The organism is Streptomyces sp. NPDC048258, from assembly GCF_043201995.1.
GTDB lineage: Bacteria > Actinomycetota > Actinomycetes > Streptomycetales > Streptomycetaceae > Streptomyces.
The window spans coordinates 487,902-511,205 of record NZ_JBICZH010000003.1; the positions used below are offsets into that span (position 1 = coordinate 487,902).

A 23,304-nucleotide genomic window follows, 5' to 3' on the forward strand; every position below is an offset into this window, starting at 1 on the left:
GCACCACCGCAGAATCGGAGACATGGACCTGCCGGTGATGCCGCCCGTGAAGCCGATGCTCGCCAAGTCCGTGGCCAGGATCCCGCCGGGCATGCAGTACGAGGCCAAGTGGGACGGCTTCCGCGCCATCGTGCACCGCGACGGCGACGAGATCGAGATCGGCAGCCGCACGGGCAAGACCCTGACCCGGTACTTTCCCGAGCTGGTGGCGGCCCTGAAGGAGAACCTGCCCCCGCGCTGTGTCGTGGACGGCGAGATCGTGATCGTTCATGGCGGGCGCCTCGACTTCGATCGGCTGACCGAGCGGATCCACCCCGCCGCGTCGCGCGTGAAACTGCTCGCCGAAACGACCCCCGCCAGCTTCATCGCCTTCGATCTGCTCGCGCTCGCCGACGAGGCGCTCCTCGACACCCCGCTCGCCGACCGCCGCAGCGCCCTCGCCCGATCCCTCTCCACCGCTCGGCCCCCCGTTCACCTCGCGCCCGCGACCACCGACCCCGCCCTCGCGCAGGAGTGGTTCGAGCGATTCGAGGGCGCCGGGCTCGACGGGGTGATCGCCAAACCCCTCGATCTCCCCTACCGGCCCGATGCCCGCCTCATGTTCAAGATCAAGCACGAGCGTACGGCCGACGTCGTCCTCGCGGGTTTCCGCTTCCACAAGAGCGGTCCGATTGTCGGATCGCTGCTGCTCGGCCTGTACGCCGGCCAGGGCGCCCTCCAGCACGTCGGCGTGTGCGCCGCCTTCCCCATGAAGCGCCGCGCCGAGCTCGTCGAGGAACTCGAACCGCTGCGCATGGCGGACCCCGAGGGCCACCCGTGGGCCGCCTGGGCCGAGGAGTCCGCCCACGAGAGCGCCCGGCTGCCCGGCGCGCAGAGCCGCTGGACCGGGAAGAAGGACCTGTCCTGGGTGCCGCTGCGCCCCGAGCGGGTCATCGAGGTGGCGTACGACCACATGGAGGGCGACCGCTTCCGGCACACGGCCCAGTTCCGCCGGTGGCGGCCCGACCGGATGCCGGAGAGCTGTACCTACGCCCAGTTGGAGGAGGTGGTCCGCTACGACCTCGCCGAGGTGCTCGGCCCGCCGCCGGCCGGCTGACCGGCTCGACCGATGGCTCGACCGACCGACCGGCTCGACCGACAGGCTCGCGACCGGCGGCCGGGCGACCGGCCCCCGTCCCGCTCATCCCGAGGTCAACTTCTCCCACTCCGCCCGGTCAGGCCCCGCACCGTTCGGCGCGTAACCCGGCCGCGCGGCCAGCCAGCGCGCCACCCGGGCCCGGATCTCCGGATCCGCGTACGCCCGCTCCGGCGGCTCGGCCAGGTGCCGGACCCTGGCCCGCGCCCGCATCACCTCCGGGTCCTCCAGTGCGCAGTCGAACAGCGCGGCCACCTCGCGGGCCGGCCCCGTACGTCCGGCCCGGGTCGCGAACCGCTCCCCGATGGCCTCGTCGGCGACCACCTGGAAGTCGAACCACGGCTTCAGCGTGCGCACCGCCCAGGCGTGGTAACCGGCGGCGAACTGCTCCGACCCCGGGTCCTGGTGCGCCGTACGGGCCACCCTGCGCGCGGCCCACAACGCGAGCGAGGTGCCCTGTCCGAGGGTGGGGTTGGTGTGCGTGATCGCGTCCCCGACCGGCACCAGCCCGCTCACCACCGGCCCCCGCTCGTCGGCCAGCGCGCTCCACCGGTTGTCCAGGCTCGCGGTGGCCAGTACCTCCGACAGCGGCTCGGCGCCCAGGGCCAGCCAGGCCGCGCCGGGCGGGAAGGAACGGGCGGCGGCCTCGAAGACGGCGGTGTCGCGCAGCGCCGAGCGCGTCGTGTCCCCGGTGTGCACGAAAAGCGTCACGGCGAAGAGCCGGTTGTCGGCGGGGAAGACCGCGCACCCGGCGAAGGATCCGCCCGTCACCGCCCAGGGCCGGCGCGGCCCCTCGTCCGTGCCCTCGGGCAGCCGGTACCAGCGGCAGAAGTACGCGAGGCCCGTGCGGTGCCGTTCCACGACCGGTGGGCGGCACCCTGCCGCCGCCAGCCAGCGCTCGGCGCCGCCTCGCCGGCCGCCCGCGTCCACGACGAGGTCCCCCTCGTAACTCCCGGCCTCCGTGGCCACTCCCGTCACCCGGATCCCCGGCGCCGTGAGCAGCCCGGTGACCGGCTGCCCGTACCGCGCGACGACACCCGGTTCGGCGCGCACGGCGGTGGCCAGCGCGCTCTCCAGGACGATGCGCCGGGCCTGCAGCATGACGAGGTCCTCGTCGCCGGGGCGCGCGGGCGGCCGTACGTCGAACCAGTCCAGCTCGTGCCGCTCGCGGGCCCCGAGCCGGAGCATCTCCTCGTGGACGTCCGGCAGTTCGTCCCGCAGGACGTTGCGCGCGGCGCCCAGCAGGGCGTGCGGCTGGGTCGACTGGGGTACGGTCGGCCGCCGCCAGCCGAAGAAGTCGCGGTCGAGCGCGGTACCCGGGGCTCGCGTGTCGCGCTCGAACAGTTCCGCCGTGTGCCCTTGCCGCGCCGCGAGCAGGGCGGTGGCCTGCCCTCCGACGCCTCCGCCGATGACCAGCACATGTGCCATTGAGCCCCCCTGAGCCGCTGAACGGTACGACGATCAGACCGCCCAGAGCCTGCGCGGACGGAACCTGGCCGAAACCCGTACAGGTGTCCGATGCCCGGCGGTACGGGGCCCGCTCGGCCTCGGTTCACAGGGCCGGCCCACCGCCGCCCGCGGTCACGCGGTCACGCGGTCACGCCGTCACGCCGTCACCCTGTACGCCTCGACCGCCCGCCGGGTCTCCTCCTCGATCAGGTCGGCGTTGACGGCGACAGCCGCGCGGACCCCGTACGCGGCCGCGCCCGCGACCTGATCCATCGGGGAGGTGACGTTGCCCGCCGCCCAGACGCCCGGGAGGGCGGTGGCACCGGTCGACGGATCGGACTCGACACAGGTGCCGATGACGTGGCCGTCCCGCTCCAGGGCGACGGTGGGCAGGCCCAGGCCGGTCAGGACGCCGGAGCGGGCGGTGAACCGGGGCGCCACCACCAGCGCCCGGCACCGCTCCACGCCTCCGTCGGCCAGGGTCACCCCGGTCAGCCGGTCCTCGTCGACGAGGAGGCCGGTCACCTCGCCCTCGACGACCCCGACGCCCCGGGCGGCCAGCAGCTCCCGGTCCTCGGCGATGAGCGGCCAGGTGTGCGACAGCAGGGTGGTCCGCGTGCTCCACTGCCGCCACAGCCCGGCCTGGTGCACGGCGAGGGGACCGTCGGCCAGCACCGCGACCGGCTGGTCCCGGACCTCCCAGCCGTGGCAGTACGGGCAGTGCAGCACGTCCCGCCCCCAGCGCGCCCGGAGCCCCGGCACGGCGGGGAGCTCGTCCACCAGTCCGGTGGCGACCAGCAGCCGCCTCGCCCGTACGGTCGAGCCGTCCCCGCAGCGGACCAGGAGACCCCCGTCGGGCAGCCGGTCGGCGGCGACGACCGTGCCCGGCCGGACCTCGCCGCCGTAGCCGGTGACCTCCGCACGTCCCCTGGCCAACAGTCCGGCCGGGCTCGCTCCGTCGTGGCCGAGGTATCCGTGCAGGTGAGCGGCGGGCGCGTTGCGCGGGCTGCCGGAGTCGATCACCAGCACCGAGCGGCGGGCCCGGGCCAGGGTCAGCGCCCCGGCGAGCCCGGCCGCCCCACCTCCCACGACCACCACGTCGAACGAGTCGTTCCATGCGTTGTCCATGCCTTCGAGGGTCTGCCCACCGGTCCCCACTTGACAAATGTTCTTGCCGAAGCGGCAAATGGGGTGATGGCCACCGAGGAGCAGGACGAGGAACTCGCGCGCGTGCTGACGGCCGTGGGCCCGCGACTGCGCGCCCTGCGCCAGCAGCGCGGCACCACGCTGGCCCAGCTCAGCGAGGCCACCGGAATCTCGCTCTCCACCCTCTCCCGGCTCGAATCCGGGCAGCGCAGGCCGACGCTGGAGCTGCTGCTCCCGCTGGCCAAGGCGCACCGGGTGGCGCTCGACGAGCTGGTCGGCGCGCCCGACACCGGCGATCCCCGGATCCGCCCGCGTCCCATCGTCCGCCACGGCAGCACCTACGTGCCGCTGACCCGCAATTTCGGCGGGGTGCGCGCCTTCAAGCAGATCCTCCCGCCCGTCGAAGGCACACCGCCGCTGCCGGAACTCCGGGTCCACGAGGGCTACGAGTGGCTGTACGTGCTGTCCGGGCGCGTCCGGCTGCTGCTGGGCGCGCACGACCTCGTGCTCGGCCCCGGGGAGGCCGCCGAGTTCGACACGCGCACCCCGCACGCCTTCTTCAACCCGGGCCCGCAGGCGGCGGAGTTCCTCAGCCTCTTCGGCCCGCAGGGCGAGCGGATCCACGTCCGCGCCAGGCCCACCACCTCACCGGAAGGACGTACATGAGCACCACCGACGAGCGCCCCCAGCGGGCTGTCCCGCAGCCCAACGCCGTCGTCGGCGTCGGCCTGGTCGTGGTCGGCCCGGACGGCCGGATCCTGCTCGGCCAGGCACACGACGGCCGCTGGGAGCTGCCCGGCGGCAAGGTCGACCCCGGGGAGGGCTTCGAGCAGGCCGCCGCCCGCGAGCTCGCCGAGGAGACGGACCTGCGGGCGGATCCCGAGGCGATCCGGGTGCTGTCCGTCCAGATCGACGCGAAGTCCGGCCTGACCCGGCTGACGGCGGCCGCCGTCACCACCACGGCGGAGGGCGTCCCCACCGTCACCGAGCCCCACAAGATCGCCCGCTGGCAGTGGTTCCCCCCCGCCGAGATCCCGGCGGCCCTGTACGCCCCGTCGGCGGCCGTGCTGCGCTCCTGGCGGCCGGACCTCACGGCGCTTCCGCACGTCCCCTCGTACGACTACCCGACCGTGAGCCCGGCCACGAGCGCCTGAGGGCCCGCAGAGGGCGGCCGGCCGCCTACGAGGTGGCCGTCAGTACCGTCACCGCCGTCACCGCGACCATCGCGGCCTGCATGTCGCGGATGGCCGCCCGGACGCTCTCGGCCGCCCACTGGCCGGCGGCTATCTCCGCCATCCTCGGGGCCACCGAGTCCTGCCGCAGGTCGGGGAAGGCGAGCCGGTGCAGCTTGGCCGAGTGGATCAGGGCGATGAGGCCGGCCGTCCGCTCGTCCGGCTCGGTGCCCTGGAGGACGACGTCGCTCAGCCGCTCCCGCAGTGCGCGCTCGACGGCGCCGTCGGCCTCCGGATAGCGCCGCTGCGGGAACATCCCGAGCACCTTGTGCACTTCCGCCACCACCAGCCCGCGCTCGCCCAGGCTCTCCAGCGCGGCACCGAACGCCTTGGTGTGGTCCTTCGCCAGCCAGTCCGTCACCTTGCGCTTGTCACGACCCCGCAGCCAGGCCTCGATCAACAGGATCCGGCCGTCGAGCAGCTGCTCCCCGGTGGGCGTGGCGTCCCTGAGCTCCAGGTACGTGCCCGACACCGACACCCGCTCCGCCATGACGAGTTCGAGCAGGATCGCGCCCGCCACGGCCCAGCCAGCCGACTGGCGCTGTCGCGCCGCCCCGGACTCGTCGTCCAAGGACAGCAGTACGATCTCCTCGGCCAGTGTGATTCCCACGCGTGGTCCCCCCCGTCGTCCGCGAGCCTCTTGATGTGAGGACGTCCGGCCGCCACCGTAAGTTCCGGGCCGGGCATGCCGAGCCGGGCCGCGCACGCGGGGCTAAGCGACGGGCCACGCCGCGGCCCGTCGTCCTACGTGCGCAGCACCACCTTCGGCGCGAAGTTCCCCTCGCCCAGGTCCTCCGCCAGCAGCCGCTTCGCGATCGCGTCGGCCGCCACCCGCAGTTCGGCGCTCCGCGGCCGCCCCCGGTCCTTCTCCAACTGGCCGCCGAGCCAGTCCGCCCACGCCGCCGAGATGACGTCGGCCTCCCGCTGTCCGGCCGGGGTGAGCGTGAAGAAGCTGCCCTCACGGCTGAGGAAGCCCTCGTCCGCCATCCGGTCGAAGACCGGGAGCAGCACCTCCGGCGGCACGGAGCGGCGCCCGGCGATCAGGCCGAGGCTGGCGTGGCCCACCGTCCGGGTCATCAGTTCCACCTGCATCACCGCCCATGCGCCCGCGATGTCCAACCTTGTGTCCGAGGCCCCGACGATCGCGCGCGCCGTGTCCCGCCCCATGCTCCGTACGAGTTTGCCGACCGCCAGTTCCAGCAGCTTGGCCGAATCCCCGGAGGCCGTGGCCGGGGAGCCGAAACCGTCCCCCATGTCCGTGGACCCGGCGCGGGCGGAGTCGCGCAGGCGCACCTGCTTGAGGAAGAGCGCGACGACGAAGCCGACGACCGCCACCGGCACGGTCCACAGGAACACCGTGTGCAGCGCCTGGGCGTACGCGTCGATGACCGGGCCCGCGGCCACGGGGTCGAGCCGGTGCACCCCTTCCGGGCTGGACGCGGCCTCGGCCAGCTGCGCCGGGTCCTGTCCGGTGAGCCGCGCCGCCTCCGCGACGGCCGCCTCCAGTTCGGGCCCGAGGGTGTTCGCGTAGATCGTTCCGAAGACCGCCGTCCCGAAGGCGCTGCCGAGCGTACGGAAAAACGTGACCCCGGAGGTGGCCGTGCCGAGGTCCGCGTAGTCGACGGTGTTCTGCACGGCGATCGTCAGCACCTGCATGGACAGGCCGATGCCCGTACCGAGCACGAACATGTACAGCGACTCCAGCAGCGTGCTGGTCCCCGGCTGCATCCGCGACAGCAGGTACAGGCCGGCCCCCATGACCGCGTTGCCCACGATCGGAAAGATCCGGTACTGGCCGGTCCTGCTGGTGACGTTGCCGCTGAAGACGGACGCGAGCAGCAGCCCGAAGACCATGGGCAGGGTCCGGACACCCGAGACCGTGGCCGAGTCCCCGTCGACGTACTGGAGGTAGGTCGGCAGGAAGGTCAGCGCACCGAGCATCGCGAACCCGACGATGAAGCTCAGCACGGAGCACACGGAGAACACCGGGTTGCGGAAGAGCCGCATCGGCAGCATCGGCTCCGCGGCCCGTTTCTCGGCCACGCAGAACAGGGCCAGCGCGAGCGCGCCGCCCGCGAACAGGCCGATGATCACGGGCGAGGTCCAGGCGTACTCGTTCCCGCCCCAGCTGGTGGCCAGGATCAGCGCGCTCGCGCCGATCGCGACCAGGGCGATGCCCAGGTAGTCGATGACCGGTTTGCCCGAGGCCCGTACCGCCGGGATCGTCCGGGCGGCCGCGACGACGACGAGGATCGCGATCGGGACGTTGACGTAGAAGCACCACCGCCAGCTGAGCTGGTCCGTGAAGAACCCGCCGAGCAGCGGTCCGATCACGGTGGCGACGCCGAAGACGGCGCCGATCATGCCCTGGTACTTGCCGCGTTCGCGCAGGGGCACCACATCGGCGATCAACGCCATCGCGGTGACCATCAGGCCGCCGGCTCCGATGCCCTGGACGCCGCGCCACACGATCAGGAACGTCATGTTGCCGGCCAGGCCGCACAGGAAGGAGCCGCTGATGAAGACGATGGCAGAGATCTGGAAGATCAGCTTCCGGCCGAAGAGGTCACCGAACTTGCCCACCAGCACCGTCGCCACGGTCTCCGTGAGCAGGTAGGAGGTCACCACCCACGCCATGTGGTCCCCGCCGCCCAGATCCGCCACGATCGTGGGCAGGGCGGTTCCGACGATCGTCTGGTCGAGTGCCGCGAGCAGCACGCCCAGCATGATCGTGCCGAAGATGACGTTGCGCCGCTGCCGGTCGAGCACCGGTGGCGCGGCATGCGGTGCGGCAGAGGTGTCGGCGGGGGCAGTGGTCACCCTCGCACTGTCACAGCGCCCCCGCCGCACCGCATGCGGCGCTGAGCCGTACGGAGGAACCGCGCGCCGGAAGTCAGCGCAGGTAGGCCAGGCCCGGGTGCTGCGACACGTACCCGTCGAGCAGCCGCCGGGCCACCCCCACCGAGTCCACCAGCGGATGCAGCGCGAAGGCCTTCACCGCGGCCGCCCGCGAGCCGCCCGCGGCGGCCGCCAGGATCTCCCGCTCGACGGCCTTGACCGCCGTCACCAGCCCGACCGCGTGCAGCGGCAGCGGGGCGACGCCCACCGGGTGGGCGCCGTTCGCGTCGACCAGGCAGGGCACCTCGATGACCGCCTCGGCGTCGAGGACGGACAGCGTGGAGCCGTTGCGGACGTTGAGGATCAGCGTGGCCCGCTCGTCCCGGGCGATGGCCCGCATCAGCGCGAGCGCGACCTGCTCGTAGCCCCCGGACTCCAGGTCGCTCTCCTCGCGCTCGCCGACGCCGGCCGCCTGGCGGTTCTCGGCCATGTACGTGGCCTCGCGCTCGGCCCGGGTCCGGTCCCAGGCGGCCAGCGCCGCCCCGGCCGGCAACCCGGCCCGGCCCGCCTCGGCGTAGAAGCCGCGCTGCTGGTCGCACAGGAAGGCCCCGCGGGTCTGCTCGGCCTCCTGGTAGGCCCGTACCGTGTCACGGTTGAAGTAGTAGTAGTGCAGGTATTCGTTGGGGATCGCGCCGAGCGAGCGCAGCCACTCGGCCCCGAAGAGCCGGCCCTCCTCGAAGGACTCCAGTGCCTCGGTGTCGGCCAGCAGCCGGGGCAGTTCGTCGCGGCCGCCGACGCGCAGCCCGCGTACCCAGCCCAGGTGGTTGAGGCCGACGTAGTCGATCCACGCCTCCTGCGGCCGGGCCCCCAGCAGCCGGGCGATGCGCCGGCCGAGCCCCACGGGCGAGTCGCAGATGCCGATCACCCGCTCGCCGAGCTCCTCGGCCATCGCCTCCGTGACCAGCCCGGCCGGGTTGGTGAAGTTGATGACCCAGGCCTCGGGGGCGCCGCGGGCGATCCGGCGCGCGAGCTCCCGGGCCACCGGCACGGTCCGCAGGCCGTACGCGATCCCGCCCGCGCCCACCGTCTCCTGGCCCAGCACTCCCTCGGCCAGGGCGATCCGCTCGTCGGCGGCCCGCCCCTCCAGCCCGCCGACACGGATGGCGGAGAAGACGAAGTCGGCGCCGCGCAGGGCCTCGTCGAGGTCCCCGGTGGCCGTGACGGCCGGGGCGTCCGGTACTCCGGTGGCGGCCGCCTGGTCCGCGAGCACCCGGGCCATGGCGCCGAGCCGCCCGGCGTCCTCGTCGTACAGCGTCACGTGGGTGACCCGGCCCTCGGCATGGTCGCCGAGCAGGGCTCCGTAGACCAGCGGTACCCGGAATCCGCCCCCGCCGAGGATCGTCAGCCGCACGCCCTTACCGCCCTTTGTCCGTGGAGTTCCGTGGAGTCAGGGCACCAGTCTCACCCGGCCGCTCACTCCCCCAGCGGCGGCACGGCGCGCAGTCTGGCGCCCTGCTGCCGGCGGGGCCCGCCGACCGGGGCGGGCCCGGCGGGCGCGCCGTGCGGGGCGGCGAGGATCAGGGTGATCCGGGTCAGCCCCATCGCGTCCAGCATGCGGCTGGTCTCGGCCACCATCCGGCAGCGCACCAGCCCACGCCGCGGGTCGGGGTGGCGCACGGTCCGTACCGCCCCGTCCTGTTCGGCGGCCCCGGCTCCGCGCATGCTCAGCCAGTGCGGCACCCCGTACCGGTAGGCCGCCTCCATGAACGGGTCGCGGGCCACCTCCTGGCGGATGCTGCGCAGCCCCTCGTCCTCCGGTGCCGCGGCGAGCGCGGTGGCGAACTGGGCCAGCAGCGGTACGCACCAGGCCGGTTCGTGGTCCTCCAGCACGCCGGCCGCGTCCGGGTGGAACAGCACGAAGCGCAGGAAGTTGTCGTCCGGCAGGGCCGTCGGGTGCGGCCGGACGGTCTGGAAGAGCTGGTCGAAGGCGGAGTTGGTGAGCGCGACGTCCCACCGGTGGTCCACCAGGAAGCTCGGGTAGGGAACGGATTCCATCAGGGCCGCGTAGTCGCACAGGTAGTCGCGCTGGGCGGGGTCCTGCGGCAGCCGGTTCTCCTCGGCGGCCCGCCACGTGGGCGGCGGGTCGCGATCGACCATGACGCGGAACAGCCAGAAGCACTGCCGCTCGCTCATCTCCAACGCCTGGGCGAGGGCGAGCAGTTTGCGGTCGGTCCACTCCTTGACCAGGCCGCGCTCCCAGTTTCCGTACGCACGCACGCTGATGCCCAGCCGAGCGGCGAGGTCCTCCTGGCTCAGCCCCAGCTCCTCGCGGCGCTGGCGCAAAATCTCCTTGCGTCGCTCCGACCGCACTGCGCCGCGTGCGGACTCATCGCCCGCCAGGCGCTCCTCACCGGCTCCGGCGAGGCCATCGGACGGGCCCACCGCTGCGAGATGTGGCACCGAGAGCTCCCCCTCCTCACGGTCTGGATCTTCATTTCCGTGTGGCGATCCTGCTACCGACTTCATTCGAGTGTCAACTATTGTGGCAATTCCAGCCTCTTGACAGCTCATTCCCGCCACAGCTGTGGCACGTTCTAGCCCTTAGCGGCCGGAACGGCTAGATTCCAGAAGCCGACCATGTGCCCGGGCGCTGCCCGAACCGACTTCGCGCGATCTAGGAGAACCACTGGTGACAGACGGCTTCCCGGCTCCCGTCGCGGTGGCCCACGCACCCCTGGCCGCCACCGTCACGCGCGTCGCCGAACTCGCGGGCAAGATGGGCCGCGACCTGAACCAGGTCTTCGACCTGCGGCGCCTCTCCGAGGCCTCCGGCGTACCCACCGACGTGGTCAGGACCCTGCTCGACGGCAGACCCGCCGGCGAACCCGATCTGCAGACGCGTTTCCTCCAGCGCCTCGACCTGCTCCGGCGCACACGGGTCAAACCCAACGGCCGCCGCTACACGCAGCAGGAGATCGCGGACGGCGCGGGCATGTCCCGGCAGCAGGCCGGCGCCCTGATCAACGGCGACCGCCGCCCCACGATGGAACACTGTGACGCGATCCAGCGCTTCTTCGGGGTGCACGCCGGGTTCCTCACCGCCCACGACGCGGACGCCCTCACCGACGCGCTCCAGCGGACCGAGCAACAGCTGCTCCAGGACTTCGCGGGCCGCGCGCGGGAAACCGTACCGGCCGCGGCCGCTTCGGCGGGCGATCCGCTGGCAAGACTCCTCCAGAACCACGGCGTACGGGGCATCGCCTGGCGAGCCGCCCAACTGCCCAGCGACAAGCACCGGGACAAGGTGACCGAATGGCTGGACATGCTCCTCGAGAGCGTGAAACCGAACGAATCCTGACCCAGTCGAAAGTCTGGGTCTGATCCTTGAGTCCTGATCCGGATCCGCGCCGACGGGGAGAACGGTGAGCATAGGCAGAGAGCAGCGGCGGTTGTGCGGGGAGCTGGTGGCCGGGATCCGGCTCACCGCCCCCGTGGAGCCCGTGGACCTCTACGCCGCCCTCTGCGAGGGCATGAGCAGACACCGCGGCCGCCGGGTGGACTTCCGGATGGCCTCGTTCCCGCCGGGGACGGCCAGCGGCCTGTGGCTCGACATGGCGGACCGCGATCTCGTGGTCATCGAGGAACGCACCGCACCCGACCACCAGCTGGTGATCCTGGGCCACGAGTTGTGGCACATGAAAGCCGGCCACTGCAGCCACCACGTCGACGGCGCCGCCGTCGCCGCGCGGCTGCTGTCCGACGAGGCCGACATCGGCGAGACCGTCCGCCGGGTCGCCGCGCGCACGCGTGCCGACGTACAGGAGGAGACCGAGGCCGAGACCTTCGGCTTACTGCTGGGCAGCCGGTGCCGGACCTGGCTCGCCGGGTCGGCGAGTCACCGGGCCCCGGCACAGCGCGACCATTTGGCGGGCCGGATCGAGGCCGCGCTGGGCTACCGGGGGCACAGGAACGATCGTTGAACGGGCAGGACTACTACATCCCGGCAGCCGCGATGGCGGTCTCCCTCGCCTTCAAGCTGCCGGCCTTGCGCAACAACTGGCGTGATCCACTGCTGCGTTCGGTCTGCGCGCTGCTGACGCTGGCCGGAGCCGTCTTCACCTTCGCCGCCCCGCCGACCATCGCGGCGGTCAACCGCTGGACCGGGGTGCCGAACATCTCGGCCCCGCTGGTCTACTGCCTGATCACCGCGTTCAGCGCCTCCTGCCTGGTCCTGGTCGTCAACTGGCGGGGCGGCCCGGCCGAGGAGACCCGCCGCGTCTCGCAGCGCTGGATCCTCGGCTACAGCGTCGTGATCGTGGCCCTGATCGTGCTCTTCGCCCTGGGTGACGCCCCGGTCGAACGGCTTCGCGACCTGGACACCTACTACGCGAACACGCCGTACATCCGCGAGATGATCGCCCTCTACCTGGTGGCGCACAACGTGGCCGCCGTGGTGATGGTGGCCATGTGCTGGCGCTGGTCGCTCCAGGTGCGCGGCTGGCTGCGGGTCGGCCTGATGATCATCGTCGCGGGCTACATGTTCAACCTCAGCTACGACGCCACCAAGATGTCCGCCGTCGTGGCCCGCTGGGCCGGCCACGACCTCGACTACCTCAGTACTCTCGCCGCCCCGCCGCTCGCCTCCGCGGGGGCGCTGGTCAGCGCGATCGGCTTCGTGCTCCCCCTCGTCTGCCAGCGGCTGTCGGACACCTGGGAGACCTGGACGACGTACCGCAAGCTCGGCTCGCTCTGGCAGGAGGTGCAGATCTCCGCGCCCCCCGGCACCCCGTCCGTGCAGATGGCCTGGTGGTCCGCCGCCGAGCTGCGCGTGATCCAGCGCGAGTCGGACATCCACGACGGATTCCTGCACCTCGGCCCGTACTTCGACCGGCGCCTGCGCGACGGCGCCTACGAGCGCGCCGTCGCGGAGGGGGCCGACGAGGGGACCGCGCGCGCGGTCGCCGACGCCGCCATGGTCGCGGCCGCCGTGCAGGCCCGCTCGGCGGACCCCGAGGGCAAGGTCATCGGGGCGGGCGAGGAGACCGTGCTCGACACCGCCGACGGGCCGCGCGACCTGCTGCGGATCTCCCACGCCCTGCGGCATTCGCCGGTGGTGCGGGCGGTCCGGGAGCGGACCGCGCCGTCCGGGTCCCGGTGCGGGCTCGCGTAGTCCCCGCCGCGCAGTCCCCGGCGCGTAGCCCCCAGTGGGTGGTCCCTAGCGGGCGGCGGCCACCGCCGTCGTCGGGAAGAGGTCCTGGAAGGGCCCCGCGGAGTCGTTGCCGTCCCGTCCGTAGGGCGCGTCGAAGCTCCAGACCATGAACAGCAGGAACACGATCAGCGCGCTGAACAGCCCGGCGAGCAGCAGCTCCCGCCCGGAGCGGCGGATCTGCAGGGTGAAGATCAGCCCGACCGTGACCACCCCGCCCACGAGCAGCCCGAACCACACCACGCCCGGCAGCGTGGACTCGGAGCTCTGGGTCCGCGAGTGGCGGGCGTCGTCTGCGGCGGCGATGTGGTCCAGCAGCGGCTGGTAGGCCTGCGCCTGGAGCTCGTTCGCCGGGGTCTGGTGGGTGACGTCGCTGCGCAGCTTGCCGAGCAGCTGGGCGCCCTCGGCGGACGCGCTCTCCCCGGAGGTCAGCAGCGGCCAGTCCACCGCGACCGTGTGGGAGACGTACGCGTCCACCTCGCCGCGGATCCGGTCGCGGACGGCCGCGGGGTAGACGTCGGCGCGCTGGGTGACCTCGTACAGCGACTGGGCCTCGCGGCGCACGCTGTCCTCGGCGGCGCCGCGCGCCTCCCAGACGCCCGCGATGGCCAGGCCCAGCACGATCGCGTAGACCACGCCCACCATCATCGTCATGTACTCGATGACGTCGGGGGTTTCGCTGGTGTCCTCGTCATCGGCGACCCGGCGGTGCCGGATCGCGGTGATGGCGAGGACGAGGGCGCAGACGAGCGCCATGGCGATGGCCAGGACCAGCCATTCGGACACGAGGATTCTCCCCTTGTGGTTCGTCGGGTGGGTCGGTGAGCGAATCGTTGGATGGATCAGTGGGCGGATCGGTGGGTGGGATCAGTGGGCGGACCGGTGAGCGGATGCGCGGCGGCGGTCAGCCTCGGCTCTTGGAGCGCGGTCGCAGGGCGGCGGCGGCGAGTACGGCCGGGGTGGTGACGACGACCATGAGCATCAGCGTGGACATCCCGCCCGGGCCGCGCCGCTCCAGGGCCACCGCGCGGTACGGGCGCACGTGGAAGGCACTCACGGGCGCGGCAGCGGCTGCGGCCCTGGGCCGGGGCGGGGCGGGTACGTCCGCGGGCTCCGGACCGGTCACGGGCCCGGCAGCCGGCGCGGGCTCCGGCGGCTCCGTCCCTCCGGCCCCGGCCTCCGCCCCCGCCTCTGCCCCCGCCTCCGCCGCGGCCCCGGGCGGACTCGGGGGCTCCGGCCGCTCCGGCCGCTCCGGCGGGTCGGCGACGGCGGGCGGCTCGGGGGACCGCCCGGGGGACCGCCCGGGGGACCGCCCCGGGTGGTGCACGGTGGGCCGCTCGGCCCCGGGCACGCCCGCCCGTACCGAGGGCGGCCTGAACACCGGCCGGTCCGGCCGCCCTCCGGGCACGCACAGGTCCACCCGGGCCCCGCGGCCGTTGCCGTCATCCGCGACCGCCACATGGCCGTGCAGCGGGCAGAGCGCCGCCACCAGGCCCGCCCCGGCGAGGTACTGCCAAGCGGTCACCGCGTGTCCTCCCGATTCCGCAGCACATATGAGGGTTACGGCTGAAGAAACGATCAGGACCCGGCTTCGATACGCGGCAGACAGGTCAAGATCGCGGACCGAGGAGTGACTTCAAGCCATCAGAGGCTCCGGCCGCCGCGCGGTCCGCGACGGCCGGGCCGCCCCTCAAGTTCTCCGGTCCGAGCCGCGCTCCGGCGCGTCACGACGCGCATACGACAATCCGAGCGGAGGATGACCCCGTGGACACGGACGTCATCAACGTCGGCGCCGGGCCGACCGGTCACGACACCCGCCGCCTCGACACGGCGGCCCCGGCATGAGCACCGCGCCCGCGGAGCTGTCGCGGGGCGTGCGCCGGATCACCCTGGACGCCGCCGGCATCCCCCTGTCCGCGCTGCTCTGCGAACCGGCCGAGGGCCCGCCGCGGGCGACGGTGATCGCGGTGCACGGGGCGGGCATGAACGCGGGCTACTTCGACGGCCAGGCCCTTCCCGAGCTCTCCCTGCTCACCCTCGGGGCCCGGCTCGGGTTCACGGTCCTGGCCGTCGACCGGCCCGGCTACGGACAGTCCGCGGCCGTGCTCCCCGAAGGGCAGACCGTCACCGAGCAGGCGGCCACCCTCGCCGCCGCCGTGCGCGACTTCGCCATCCGGCAGCCGACCGGGGCCGGCCTCTTCCTCCTCGCCCACTCGTTCGGCGGCAAGGTCGCGCTGCTCACCGCCGCCGACCACGCCACGCCCGACCTGCTCGGCCTGGAGATCTCCGGCTGCGGCCACCGCTACGCGCCCGACGCCTTCACCGGCGAGGGCGCGTCCCGGGGCGGCCGGCGCAGCTGGGGGCCGCTGCGGCTCTACCCGCCGAACACCTTCACCACCTGCGCCTCGATCGTCGGCCCCGTGCCGGCCCGGGAACAGGTGGACATCGTCCGCTGGCCCGAGGTCTTCCGCGGCGCCGCGGGCCGCGTCCGCCTGCCCGTACGGTTCACCTTCGCCGAACACGAGCCCTGGTGGCGGTACGACCGGGACGCGCTCGCCGAGCTGAGATCGCGGCTCACCGCCGCCCCGAGCGTGCAGGTCGACCGGCAACCGGGAGCCGGCCACAACATCAGCCTGGGCTACGCGGCCCGGCCCTACCACCTGCGCTGCCTCGGCTTCTTCGAGGACTGCCTGGTGCGGCGTACCGTCACCCACCGTTGAACGTGGGCCTCGCAGGGTGAACCGGCCTCCGCCGTGTAGGTGACCAGGCTCCGGTCGGGACCGGTCCTCGCCCGGAATCCCAGGTCCTGTCCGGGCGCGGGGCTTCCGTCAGCTGATCGAGAGGGCCGGGCCGGTGATCATGAGGCCCAGGTCGTGGCCCGCGTAGGCGAAGAACGCGAACATCACCAAGGCCGCGCCGCCGATGGCCGTGTCCTTGAAGAACTGCGTCTGCTCCATCATCCGCGTCTGCGGTTCGCTCTCCTTCCAGAAGCCGTGCATCAGCACTCCCACCGAGAAGGAGAAGGCCGCCAGCGCCAGGGCTCCGAGGTCGGCCCACAGCCCGAGCGCCACGCTCACCGAGCCCGCCAGGATGACCACACCGCTCAGGACCGTGGCCACGACGGGCATGGGTACCCCGCGGGAGGCGGTGTACCCGGCCATCTGCTGGGTCTTGGTCAGGTGCGCCGTCCCGGAGGCGACGAAGAGGACGACGAACAACAGGCGGCCGATCAGTACGAGGACGTCCATCACGACCTCCCTGAAGCATCACGCGTACCGAGTCGAAGAGGGGCGTTCACGCCCCCTCTGTCATCGTTCACCCGTCCGGCCCAGTTCGCCACGCCGCCGCCCCCGCCCCGGCCCGGGAGTCACCCGCCTAGGCTGAGCCCCGTGTCTGCCTCCACTGCCCTCGCGGATCCGGCCGACGAGGCCCCGGTCGCCCTCTGGGCGGTGATGCGGCGGCCCCTGCGGTTCCTCGGGTCGTGGTGGCCCTTGCGGTGCTGGGGGTATCTGGCGGCCGGGTTCGCCCTCGGGTACCCCGTGCTGGTCGCGCTCGTGGTGCTCGTCGGGCTCGGGGTGGTGCTGGCCGTGGCCGGAATCGGGCTGCTGCTTCTGCTCTGCGCCGTCTCCGGCGCGGTACCGCTCGGAGCGCTGGAGCGGTGGCGGCTGCGGTGGGTCGATCCGGTGCCGGTCGGCGATCCCCACACCTCCCTGGCCGGGGCCGGCCCGGCGGCCTGGCTGCGGACACGGCTGCGGGAACGGGCCACCTGGCGGGAGTTCGGGTACGCCGCCCTGCTCGGGCCGGTCTTCGGGGCGGCGGGGCTCGGAGTGGTCACGCTGCTCGCGTTCTCCGTGATCCTCGTCGTCAGCCCGGTCATCGTCTGGGCCCTCGCCCCGGAGCCGGTGATGCTGATACCCGGCAGGGCCGTCTCCGGACCGCTGGAGGCTCTGGGCGGCACGGCGGCGGGACTGGCCGGGCTGGTGGTGGCGGCGTACGCGGGAGCCCTGCTCGCCGGGGCCCAGGTGAAGACCGCCCGGCTGCTGCTCGGGCCGCGCGAGGAAGACGCCCGGGTACTGGAGCTCACCCGCTCCAGGGTGCGCCTCGTCGACGCCTTCGAGGCCGAACGGCGGCGCATCGAACGGGATCTGCACGACGGCGCGCAGCAGCAGCTGGTCGCGCTCAGCATGACCCTGGGCCTCGCCGAACTGGAACTGCGCGGACTCCCGCGGGCCGCCGAAGCCGCCGCGCTCGTGGCACGGGGCCGCGCCGAGGCCAAGGTGGCGCTGGAGCAACTGCGCGACCTCGTACGAGGAATCCACCCGCAGGTGCTCACCGACCACGGCCTCGCGGCCGCCGTGGCCGAGGTGGCACTGCGGCATCCGGTACCCGTGACCGTGGACCTCGACGTGCCCCGGCTGGCCGACTCGGTGGAGATCACGGCGTACTTCACCGTAACGGAGGCGCTGGCCAACGCCGCCAAGCACAGCGGCGCCTCGCACGTGGCCGTCGCCGGTAGGGTCGAGAACGACCGGCTCACTCTCTCCGTCACCGACGACGGCCGCGGCGGGGCCGATCCCGGCGCGGGAGCGGGGCTGGCGGGTCTCGCGGACAGGGTGGCGATGTTGAAGGGCAGGCTGGTGGTGTCCAGTCCGGTGGGCGGGCCGACCGAACTCCGCGTGGAGGTCCCGTGCTCCGGCTGATCCTCGCCGAGGACTCCGTCCTGCTGCGCGCGGGGCTGGCGGAACTGCTCACCCGGGGCGGCCACCAGGTCCTCGCCGCCGTCGGCGACGCGGAGGAACTCGTACGGGCCGTGGCTGCGGAGCGTCCCGACGCCGTGGTCACCGATGTACGGATGCCGCCCGGCTTCCGTGACGAGGGGCTGCGCGCCGCGCTCGAACTCCGCTCCAGGGACGCCTCGTTGCCCGTGCTCGTGCTCTCGCAGTACGTGGCCACGGCGTACGCGACCCAGCTGTTCACGGGAGCCTCGGCGGCCGGGCTCGGCTATCTGCTCAAGGACCGGGTGGGTGAGGTCGCCGAGTTCCTCGACGCCCTGCGGCGCGTCGCCGAGGGGCAGACGGTCATCGACCCCGAGGTGATCCGGGTCCTGCTCGGCAGCCGGTCGCAGGACCATCCGCTGGCCCGCCTCACCCCGCGCGAGCGGGAGGTGCTGACCCTGATGGCGGAGGGCCTCAACAACCAGGCCCTGGCGGGCCGGCTCTTCATCTCCGAGGCCGCCGTGGTCAAGCACGCGTCCAGCATCTTCACGAAGCTCGACCTGGACGCCACGGAGGGCAACCGCCGGGTCCTGGCGGTCCTGGCGCACCTGCGGGGCCGGGAGAGCACCTAGTGCTGTGACCGGCAAGGTTCACCGGGGCGCGACGCTCCCCCGGCTACCTCCCCCAGACTCCGTCCGGGGGGACCCCCAGGGAGGTACCCCCAAGCACGGCACCTCGCCGCGTTGTCGGACCGCGCAGGTACGTCCAGTACGAGCCGCGGCCCTCCGCCTTGCGATGCACCGCACCTGGGGGCACCTCCCAGCGGTAGCTGGGGGAGCCGCGCCCCGGCAAACCTCTCCGGCCACAGCACCAGGCGTTGCCCCAGGCCCTGGCGCCCTGCGGGTCCAGGGCGTTCGCGCGGGCGGCGGAGGCCCTCGGCGATGTCGTCCCAGGACGGGCCGTGCTCGTCGCCCCAGACGGACCGGGCGTGTTCCGTCAGGGTGGTGTGCATGCGGCGAACCTACAAGGTCGGCGCCGGGTGGCGGCCGGGGGCTCCCGAGCGGGCCACGATCCGGGAGGCGCCGTGACGGGGCGCCGTGGAGCGGGCCCAGGCCACGAGCAGCACCGGCAGCGCCAGGTAGCCGAAGCGGCCCGCCGGCGCCAGCAGGAAGGCCGTGGTGAGGCCGATCGCGAGCCGGTCGGCCGCCGCCACCACCGTGCGCGGCGGCCGGACCAGCAGGGAGACGGCCACCGCGAGGCCGCCCACCATCAGCAGACTGACCGTCAGGTACCAGCCCCACGGCCCGAGTTCGGCCAGCAGGTGGCCCGGCAGCGGGCTGCTCGCCGGAGTCGGGACCTCCGCGCGCCCGGTGGGGAAGGCGAACACCTGGCGCCACAGCTCGCCCGGCTGGAGCAGCGCGCCCGGCAGGACCAGGAGGACCGTCCCGCCGGTCGCGACCAGCCCGCAGCGCACCGCCGCCCGCCGGCCCCGGCAGGCCGCGAGCAGGGTCACCGCCACCGCCACCGCGGGCAGCGCCGTCCACTTCAGCGCGCACGCCCCGGCGAGGGCCGCCCCGGCCAGGACCGGCCGCCCGGCCCCGGCGGCCGCGAGCGCCAGGCAGCACAGCCCGGCCAGCGGCAGGTCCACCCCGCTCACCGCGAGGGGCAGGGCCACCACCGGCGAGGCCACCAGCACGGGAAGCAGCGGCGACCGCGCCGCGCCGAGCAGCCGCCGCCCGGCCCACAGGCCGCCGAACAGGGCCGCCGCGCACCAGATCCGGGCGTCCCCCAGCAGCCGGGCGGCCCAGCCGTCCCCGCCGCCGAGCAGCGCGCGCGGGACGCCGAGCAGCGCCATGCCCGGCAGGTACGGCGTGTACTCCTCGACCCGCGCGGGCTGGTCGACGTAGAGCCGGCCGGACTCCAGCAGGAGCCGCCCGGACCGTTCGACGACCGTCACCTCCGATTGGCCCTGCCCGGTCAGGACCAGCCACAGGAGCGGCACGGCGACGGCGCCGAGCAGGGCGGCGGCGAGCGCCGCGCGGCGGTGGCCGAGGGCGGTGGCTCCGGCGGCGCCGAGGTACCCGGCGGCCGCGCACCAGCCCCAGAGCCGGTGCGGCCCCAGCGAGGACAGGAGCGGGAAGGACAGCGCCCAGGCGGCCGCGAGCAGCCAGCCCGCGGTCCACCGGGCGGTACGGGAAAGGGTCATGGGCCCATTCCATCCGCGCGGCCCCCGCCGGGTCTGCACGCCCAGGTGGACACTTCGCGGTGGGGTTTTCCCTACCTCCCGCCCGGCAGGCACGCGAAAGGGGCGCGACCCCAAAAGGCCGCGCCCCTCACGGAGTTGTCACTCGAAGGCTCAGGCCTCCGGGGAGCCGCCGAAGCGCTCGCGGTAGGACTCCAGGTCGTCCTCGGTGACCCGCGCGAAGAGCACCGGCGGCACGGTGAACGGCGTACCGGCCGGGACCGCGTCCAGTGACCTGGCCTGCTCCGGGGTGACCCACGTGGCCGTGTCGTCGGCGAGCTCGAAGGAGGAGCGCATGGCGCGCGCCGAGGCCGGGATGAACGGCTCGGAGACCACCGAGTAGAGGTGGATGAGGTTCATCGCGGTGCGCAGGGTGAGCGCCGCACCCTCCAGGTCGGTCTTGACCTCCAGCCAGGGGGCCTTCTCGTCCAGGTAGGCGTTGCCTGCCGACCACAGGGCGCGCAGCGCGGCCGCCGCCTTGCGGTACTGGAGGGACTCCATGTGTCCCTCGTACTCGGCCAGCAGCTCGGCGATCTGCTCGCCCAGCTTGGCCTCGGCCTCGCCGGCGGGGCTGCCGGCGGGGACCTCGTCGCCGAACTTCTTGCGGGAGAAGGTCAGTACGCGGTTGACGAAGTTGCCGAGGGTGCCGCCGAGGTCCTTGTTGACCGTGGCGGCGAAGTGCTCCCACGTGAACGACGAGTCGTCGGACTCGGGCGCGTTGGCGATGAGGAAGTAGCGCCAGAAGTCGGCCGGGAGGATCTCCAGCGCCTGGTCGGTGAAGACGCCGCGCTTCTGCGAGGTGGAGAACTTGCCGCCGTAGTACGTCAGCCAGTTGAAGGCCTTGACGTAGTCGACCTTCTTCCACGGCTCGCGGGTGGCCAGCTCGGTGGCGGGGAACATCACCGTGTGGAACGGGACGTTGTCCTTGGCCATGAACTGGGTGTAGCGGACGTCCTCGGCCTCGTACCACCACGACTTGTAGTCGCGGTTCGCCGGGTCCAGGTCGGACCACTCCTTGGTCGAGCCGATGTACTCGATCGGCGCGTCGAACCAGACGTAGAAGACCTTGCCCTCGGCGGCCAGCTCGGGCCAGGTGTCGGCCGGCACCGGGACGCCCCAGTCGAGGTCGCGGGTGATGGCACGGTCGTGCAGGCCCTCGGTCAGCCACTTGCGGGCGATGGAGGACGCCAGCTGCGGCCACTCCTCCTCGTGCCGCGCGACCCAGGCCTCGACCTCGTGCTGGAGCTTGGACTGCAGCAGGAAGAGGTGCTTGGTCTCGCGGACCTCCAGCTCGGTGGAGCCGGAGATGGCCGAGCGGGGCTCGATCAGGTCCGTGGGGTCCAGGACGCGGGTGCAGTTCTCGCACTGGTCACCGCGGGCCTTGTCGTAACCGCAGTGCGGGCAGGTGCCCTCGACGTAGCGGTCCGGCAGGAAGCGGCCGTCGACCGGCGAGTAGACCTGCCGGATCGCGCGCTCCTCGATGAAGCCGTTCTCCTGGAGGCGGCGCGCGAAGTGCTGGGTGATCTCGCGGTTCTGCGCGGAGGAGCTGCGGCCGAAGTAGTCGAAGGACAGCTCGAAGCCGTCGTAGACCGCCTTCTGGGCGTCGTGGGCCTGCGCGCAGAACTCGGCGACCGAGAGACCGGCCTCCTTGGCGGCGAGCTCGGCGGGGGTGCCGTGCTCGTCGGTGGCGCAGATGTAGAGGACGTCGTGGCCGCGCTGGCGGAGGTACCGGGAGTACGCATCCGCCGGAAGCATCGACCCGACCATGTTGCCCAGGTGCTTGATCCCGTTGATATAGGGAAGCGCGCTGGTGACCAGGTGTCGAGCCATCCTCGGATGCTCCATTTCATATGTGCGGTACAACGTGGCGTGACGGACTGTGAATGAGGTTCATCGTATCGAACCGCCGAAAGGCCACGCGCCGCATTTGTTCACGGGTGGACGCAACGCAAAAGCGAGGGCAGTGACCTCTCCGTCACGGCCCTCGCGATGGGGCCCATGCTACAGCCGGTCGGCCGCGCACCCGACCGCCGGCCGGGCGGCACCGGCGACAGGCATATGCATACGCGCCGGCTGGACTCCCGTGTGGTCGACATCGATCACGAGGTGATCATCGCCGACGCAATGTTCCCAGGTTTTTTCTATGCGCCCCCCGCATGCGCCCGCGCTGATTACCTGTACAGCGCGTACAGGGGATGAGGTGGAACGGTGAGCGATGGCGGACCGGAGGAGTCCGGTGGGGCGGTGGGGCTGCCGAGCCGGCGCCGGCGGCCGACGCCGATGAGCCAGTGGGATCCGACGGCACGCCTGTCGTACTGGGCCTTCCACTCCAATCGGCGGCCCGCGTACATGCGCTTCGCGTACCTCCAGCTGGGTTCCGACGCGGCGGCGGAGCAGGCGGTGGACGCCACCTTCGACTCGATCATGGGCGAGTGGCTCCGGATGCTCCACATGGACCGGCTGGACGCCTACGCGTGGACCGTGCTCAAACACTGCCTGGTCGACCGGCGGCAGCGGCTGCGCCACCCCTGGCAGCGGCAGCCGCGGCCGATGGACATCAGCGCCTTCGAAGCCGCCCTCAAGGACGCCCACGCCGACCGGTACGAAGTACTGACCGACACCATCCGCTTCTACTCCGCCGTCTCCCGGCTCGCCGAGCGGCAGCGCGACGCCGTACTGCTGCGGTACGGGCTCCAGTGCTCCCCGGGTGAGGCCGCCGCCGTGATGGGCGTCGACGAGGCCACGGTCCGGTCGTACCTCGGCCAGGCCCACCGGCGCCTCGCCCGACTGCTCGACACGTCCGTCGGTTCACCCGAATCCGCCGAGTCGCCCGAGCCACCCGAAGCAGACGGATCAGACGGATCATGAGGCACCACGAACGGCAGCAGCCGCAGGACGGCGACGAAACCCCCCGCTCCCTGGCCGAGTTCCTCGCCCGGGCGAGCGTCCGCGACCGCTACCCACACTACGACCTGGGCGCGGCCGAGGCCCGGCTGTTGCGCGCCACCCCGCACACACCGGCCGTCGGCCTCCGCGCCCGGCGCCGGTCCGTGTTCGGCTGGAGCGACCCGGCGCGGGACTGCCCGCTCGACGCCGAACGGGCCCGCCGCGACCTCAAGGCCGCCTGCCTGGCCTCCGTGTGCGCCCCGAAGGCCGAGGCGCAGCTCGACTCCTTCCTCGCCTCCCGGCACACCGACCTGGCCGGCGCGGTCGTCTTCGGCTGCCTGCTGCACCTGGCCGGGCTGCGCGAAGGCGCCCGGTTCTGGTGGCAGTTCGCCGCGGGCTGGGTCGGACCGCGGACCGCCCCGGCCGCGTACTGCCTCTTCCTCGACCACTCCCGG

21 protein-coding genes are annotated in these 23,304 nt (G+C 73.1%); 10 read left to right on the forward strand and 11 right to left on the reverse strand.

Translation table 11 applies throughout. The features are described from left to right. Positions 1-22 precede the first annotated feature (22 nt). A complete protein-coding gene (locus ACGFYQ_RS09750) occupies positions 23-1,096 on the forward strand; it encodes an ATP-dependent DNA ligase (protein WP_393741779.1) in 1,074 nt (357 codons plus the stop codon). Positions 1,097-1,180: 84 nt separating this feature from the next. Here the strand turns inward: ACGFYQ_RS09750 and ACGFYQ_RS09755 are convergent, their stop codons facing one another. Both ACGFYQ_RS09755 and ACGFYQ_RS09760 read right to left on the reverse strand, forming a co-directional pair. Then, complete coding sequence (locus ACGFYQ_RS09755) at positions 1,181-2,563, reverse strand: NAD(P)/FAD-dependent oxidoreductase (RefSeq protein ID WP_393741781.1); 1,383 nt, start codon at positions 2,561-2,563, stop codon at positions 1,181-1,183. 177 nt (positions 2,564-2,740) lie between these two features. Continuing rightward, complete coding sequence (locus ACGFYQ_RS09760; RefSeq protein WP_393741783.1) at positions 2,741-3,712, reverse strand: NAD(P)/FAD-dependent oxidoreductase; 972 nt, start codon at positions 3,710-3,712, stop codon at positions 2,741-2,743. Between the two features lie 66 nt (positions 3,713-3,778). On the opposite strand from ACGFYQ_RS09760, the gene ACGFYQ_RS09765 reads away from it, so the two are divergent. Further along, entirely contained in the window at positions 3,779-4,396 is a 618-nt protein-coding gene (locus tag ACGFYQ_RS09765; RefSeq protein WP_393741785.1) for a helix-turn-helix domain-containing protein, read from the forward strand. Next, the gene (locus tag ACGFYQ_RS09770; protein WP_393741787.1) at positions 4,393-4,884 is read left to right on the forward strand and encodes an NUDIX hydrolase; all 492 of its coding nucleotides are present in this window, start codon (positions 4,393-4,395) and stop codon (positions 4,882-4,884) included. Before ACGFYQ_RS09765 ends, ACGFYQ_RS09770 begins: the two co-directional genes overlap by 4 nt. Before the next feature lie 25 nt (positions 4,885-4,909). Here ACGFYQ_RS09770 and ACGFYQ_RS09775 read toward each other — a convergent pair whose 3' ends face one another. From ACGFYQ_RS09775 to ACGFYQ_RS09790, 4 genes are all read right to left on the reverse strand, one after another. After that, entirely contained in the window at positions 4,910-5,572 is a 663-nt protein-coding gene (locus tag ACGFYQ_RS09775) for a GPP34 family phosphoprotein (RefSeq protein WP_393741789.1), read from the reverse strand. A 134-nt stretch (positions 5,573-5,706) separates the two neighbouring features. Further along, positions 5,707-7,689: an MDR family MFS transporter gene (locus ACGFYQ_RS09780; RefSeq protein ID WP_393742139.1), complete on the reverse strand. Its 1,983-nt coding sequence runs from the start codon at positions 7,687-7,689 to the stop codon at positions 5,707-5,709. A gap of 166 nt (positions 7,690-7,855) precedes the next feature. After that, entirely contained in the window at positions 7,856-9,211 is a 1,356-nt protein-coding gene (locus tag ACGFYQ_RS09785) for a 6-phospho-beta-glucosidase (protein WP_393741791.1), read from the reverse strand. Between the two features lie 62 nt (positions 9,212-9,273). After that, complete coding sequence (locus ACGFYQ_RS09790) at positions 9,274-10,260, reverse strand: helix-turn-helix domain-containing protein (protein ID WP_393741793.1); 987 nt, start codon at positions 10,258-10,260, stop codon at positions 9,274-9,276. Between the two features lie 229 nt (positions 10,261-10,489). On the opposite strand from ACGFYQ_RS09790, the gene ACGFYQ_RS09795 reads away from it, so the two are divergent. From ACGFYQ_RS09795 to ACGFYQ_RS09805, 3 genes are all read left to right on the forward strand, one after another. Then, positions 10,490-11,158: a helix-turn-helix transcriptional regulator gene (locus tag ACGFYQ_RS09795; protein ID WP_362391283.1), complete on the forward strand. Its 669-nt coding sequence runs from the start codon at positions 10,490-10,492 to the stop codon at positions 11,156-11,158. Between the two features lie 64 nt (positions 11,159-11,222). After that, positions 11,223-11,780 carry a toxin-antitoxin system, toxin component gene (locus tag ACGFYQ_RS09800; protein WP_393741796.1) on the forward strand — a complete coding sequence of 186 codons (558 nt, stop codon included), beginning with the start codon at positions 11,223-11,225 and terminating at the stop codon, positions 11,778-11,780. Continuing rightward, a complete protein-coding gene (locus ACGFYQ_RS09805; RefSeq protein ID WP_393741798.1) occupies positions 11,777-12,970 on the forward strand; it encodes an MAB_1171c family putative transporter in 1,194 nt (397 codons plus the stop codon). The genes ACGFYQ_RS09800 and ACGFYQ_RS09805 overlap by 4 nt, the downstream gene beginning before the upstream one ends. Before the next feature lie 45 nt (positions 12,971-13,015). On the opposite strand, the gene ACGFYQ_RS09810 is transcribed toward ACGFYQ_RS09805, so the two are convergent. Both ACGFYQ_RS09810 and ACGFYQ_RS09815 read right to left on the reverse strand, forming a co-directional pair. Then, a complete protein-coding gene (locus ACGFYQ_RS09810; protein ID WP_393741800.1) occupies positions 13,016-13,792 on the reverse strand; it encodes a hypothetical protein in 777 nt (258 codons plus the stop codon). A gap of 118 nt (positions 13,793-13,910) precedes the next feature. After that, entirely contained in the window at positions 13,911-14,531 is a 621-nt protein-coding gene (locus tag ACGFYQ_RS09815) for a hypothetical protein (RefSeq protein ID WP_393741802.1), read from the reverse strand. A gap of 316 nt (positions 14,532-14,847) precedes the next feature. On the opposite strand from ACGFYQ_RS09815, the gene ACGFYQ_RS09820 reads away from it, so the two are divergent. Continuing rightward, positions 14,848-15,726 (forward strand): alpha/beta hydrolase, encoded by an 879-nt coding sequence (locus ACGFYQ_RS09820; RefSeq protein WP_393741804.1) that lies wholly within the window; start codon positions 14,848-14,850, stop codon positions 15,724-15,726. A 108-nt stretch (positions 15,727-15,834) separates the two neighbouring features. On the opposite strand, the gene ACGFYQ_RS09825 is transcribed toward ACGFYQ_RS09820, so the two are convergent. Then, positions 15,835-16,254 carry a DoxX family protein gene (locus tag ACGFYQ_RS09825; RefSeq protein WP_393741806.1) on the reverse strand — a complete coding sequence of 140 codons (420 nt, stop codon included), beginning with the start codon at positions 16,252-16,254 and terminating at the stop codon, positions 15,835-15,837. Positions 16,255-16,458: 204 nt separating this feature from the next. Between ACGFYQ_RS09825 and ACGFYQ_RS09830 the strand changes: the two genes are divergently transcribed. Together ACGFYQ_RS09830 and ACGFYQ_RS09835 are read left to right on the forward strand one after the other, a co-directional pair. After that, positions 16,459-17,706, forward strand: a complete 1,248-nt coding sequence (locus ACGFYQ_RS09830; RefSeq protein ID WP_393742141.1) for a sensor histidine kinase — start codon at positions 16,459-16,461, stop codon at positions 17,704-17,706. Beyond that, positions 17,694-18,353 (forward strand): response regulator, encoded by a 660-nt coding sequence (locus tag ACGFYQ_RS09835; protein ID WP_393741808.1) that lies wholly within the window; start codon positions 17,694-17,696, stop codon positions 18,351-18,353. The genes ACGFYQ_RS09830 and ACGFYQ_RS09835 overlap by 13 nt, the downstream gene beginning before the upstream one ends. A gap of 389 nt (positions 18,354-18,742) precedes the next feature. Here the strand turns inward: ACGFYQ_RS09835 and ACGFYQ_RS09840 are convergent, their stop codons facing one another. After that, complete coding sequence (locus ACGFYQ_RS09840; RefSeq protein WP_393741810.1) at positions 18,743-19,927, reverse strand: glycosyltransferase 87 family protein; 1,185 nt, start codon at positions 19,925-19,927, stop codon at positions 18,743-18,745. 150 nt (positions 19,928-20,077) lie between these two features. Next, the gene (gene metG, locus ACGFYQ_RS09845; RefSeq protein ID WP_393741812.1) at positions 20,078-21,793 is read right to left on the reverse strand and encodes a methionine--tRNA ligase; all 1,716 of its coding nucleotides are present in this window, start codon (positions 21,791-21,793) and stop codon (positions 20,078-20,080) included. A 378-nt stretch (positions 21,794-22,171) separates the two neighbouring features. Here metG and ACGFYQ_RS09850 point away from each other — a divergent pair, with 378 nt between their 5' ends. Further along, a complete protein-coding gene (locus ACGFYQ_RS09850) occupies positions 22,172-22,831 on the forward strand; it encodes an RNA polymerase sigma factor (RefSeq protein WP_393741814.1) in 660 nt (219 codons plus the stop codon). Positions 22,832-23,304 lie beyond the last annotated feature (473 nt).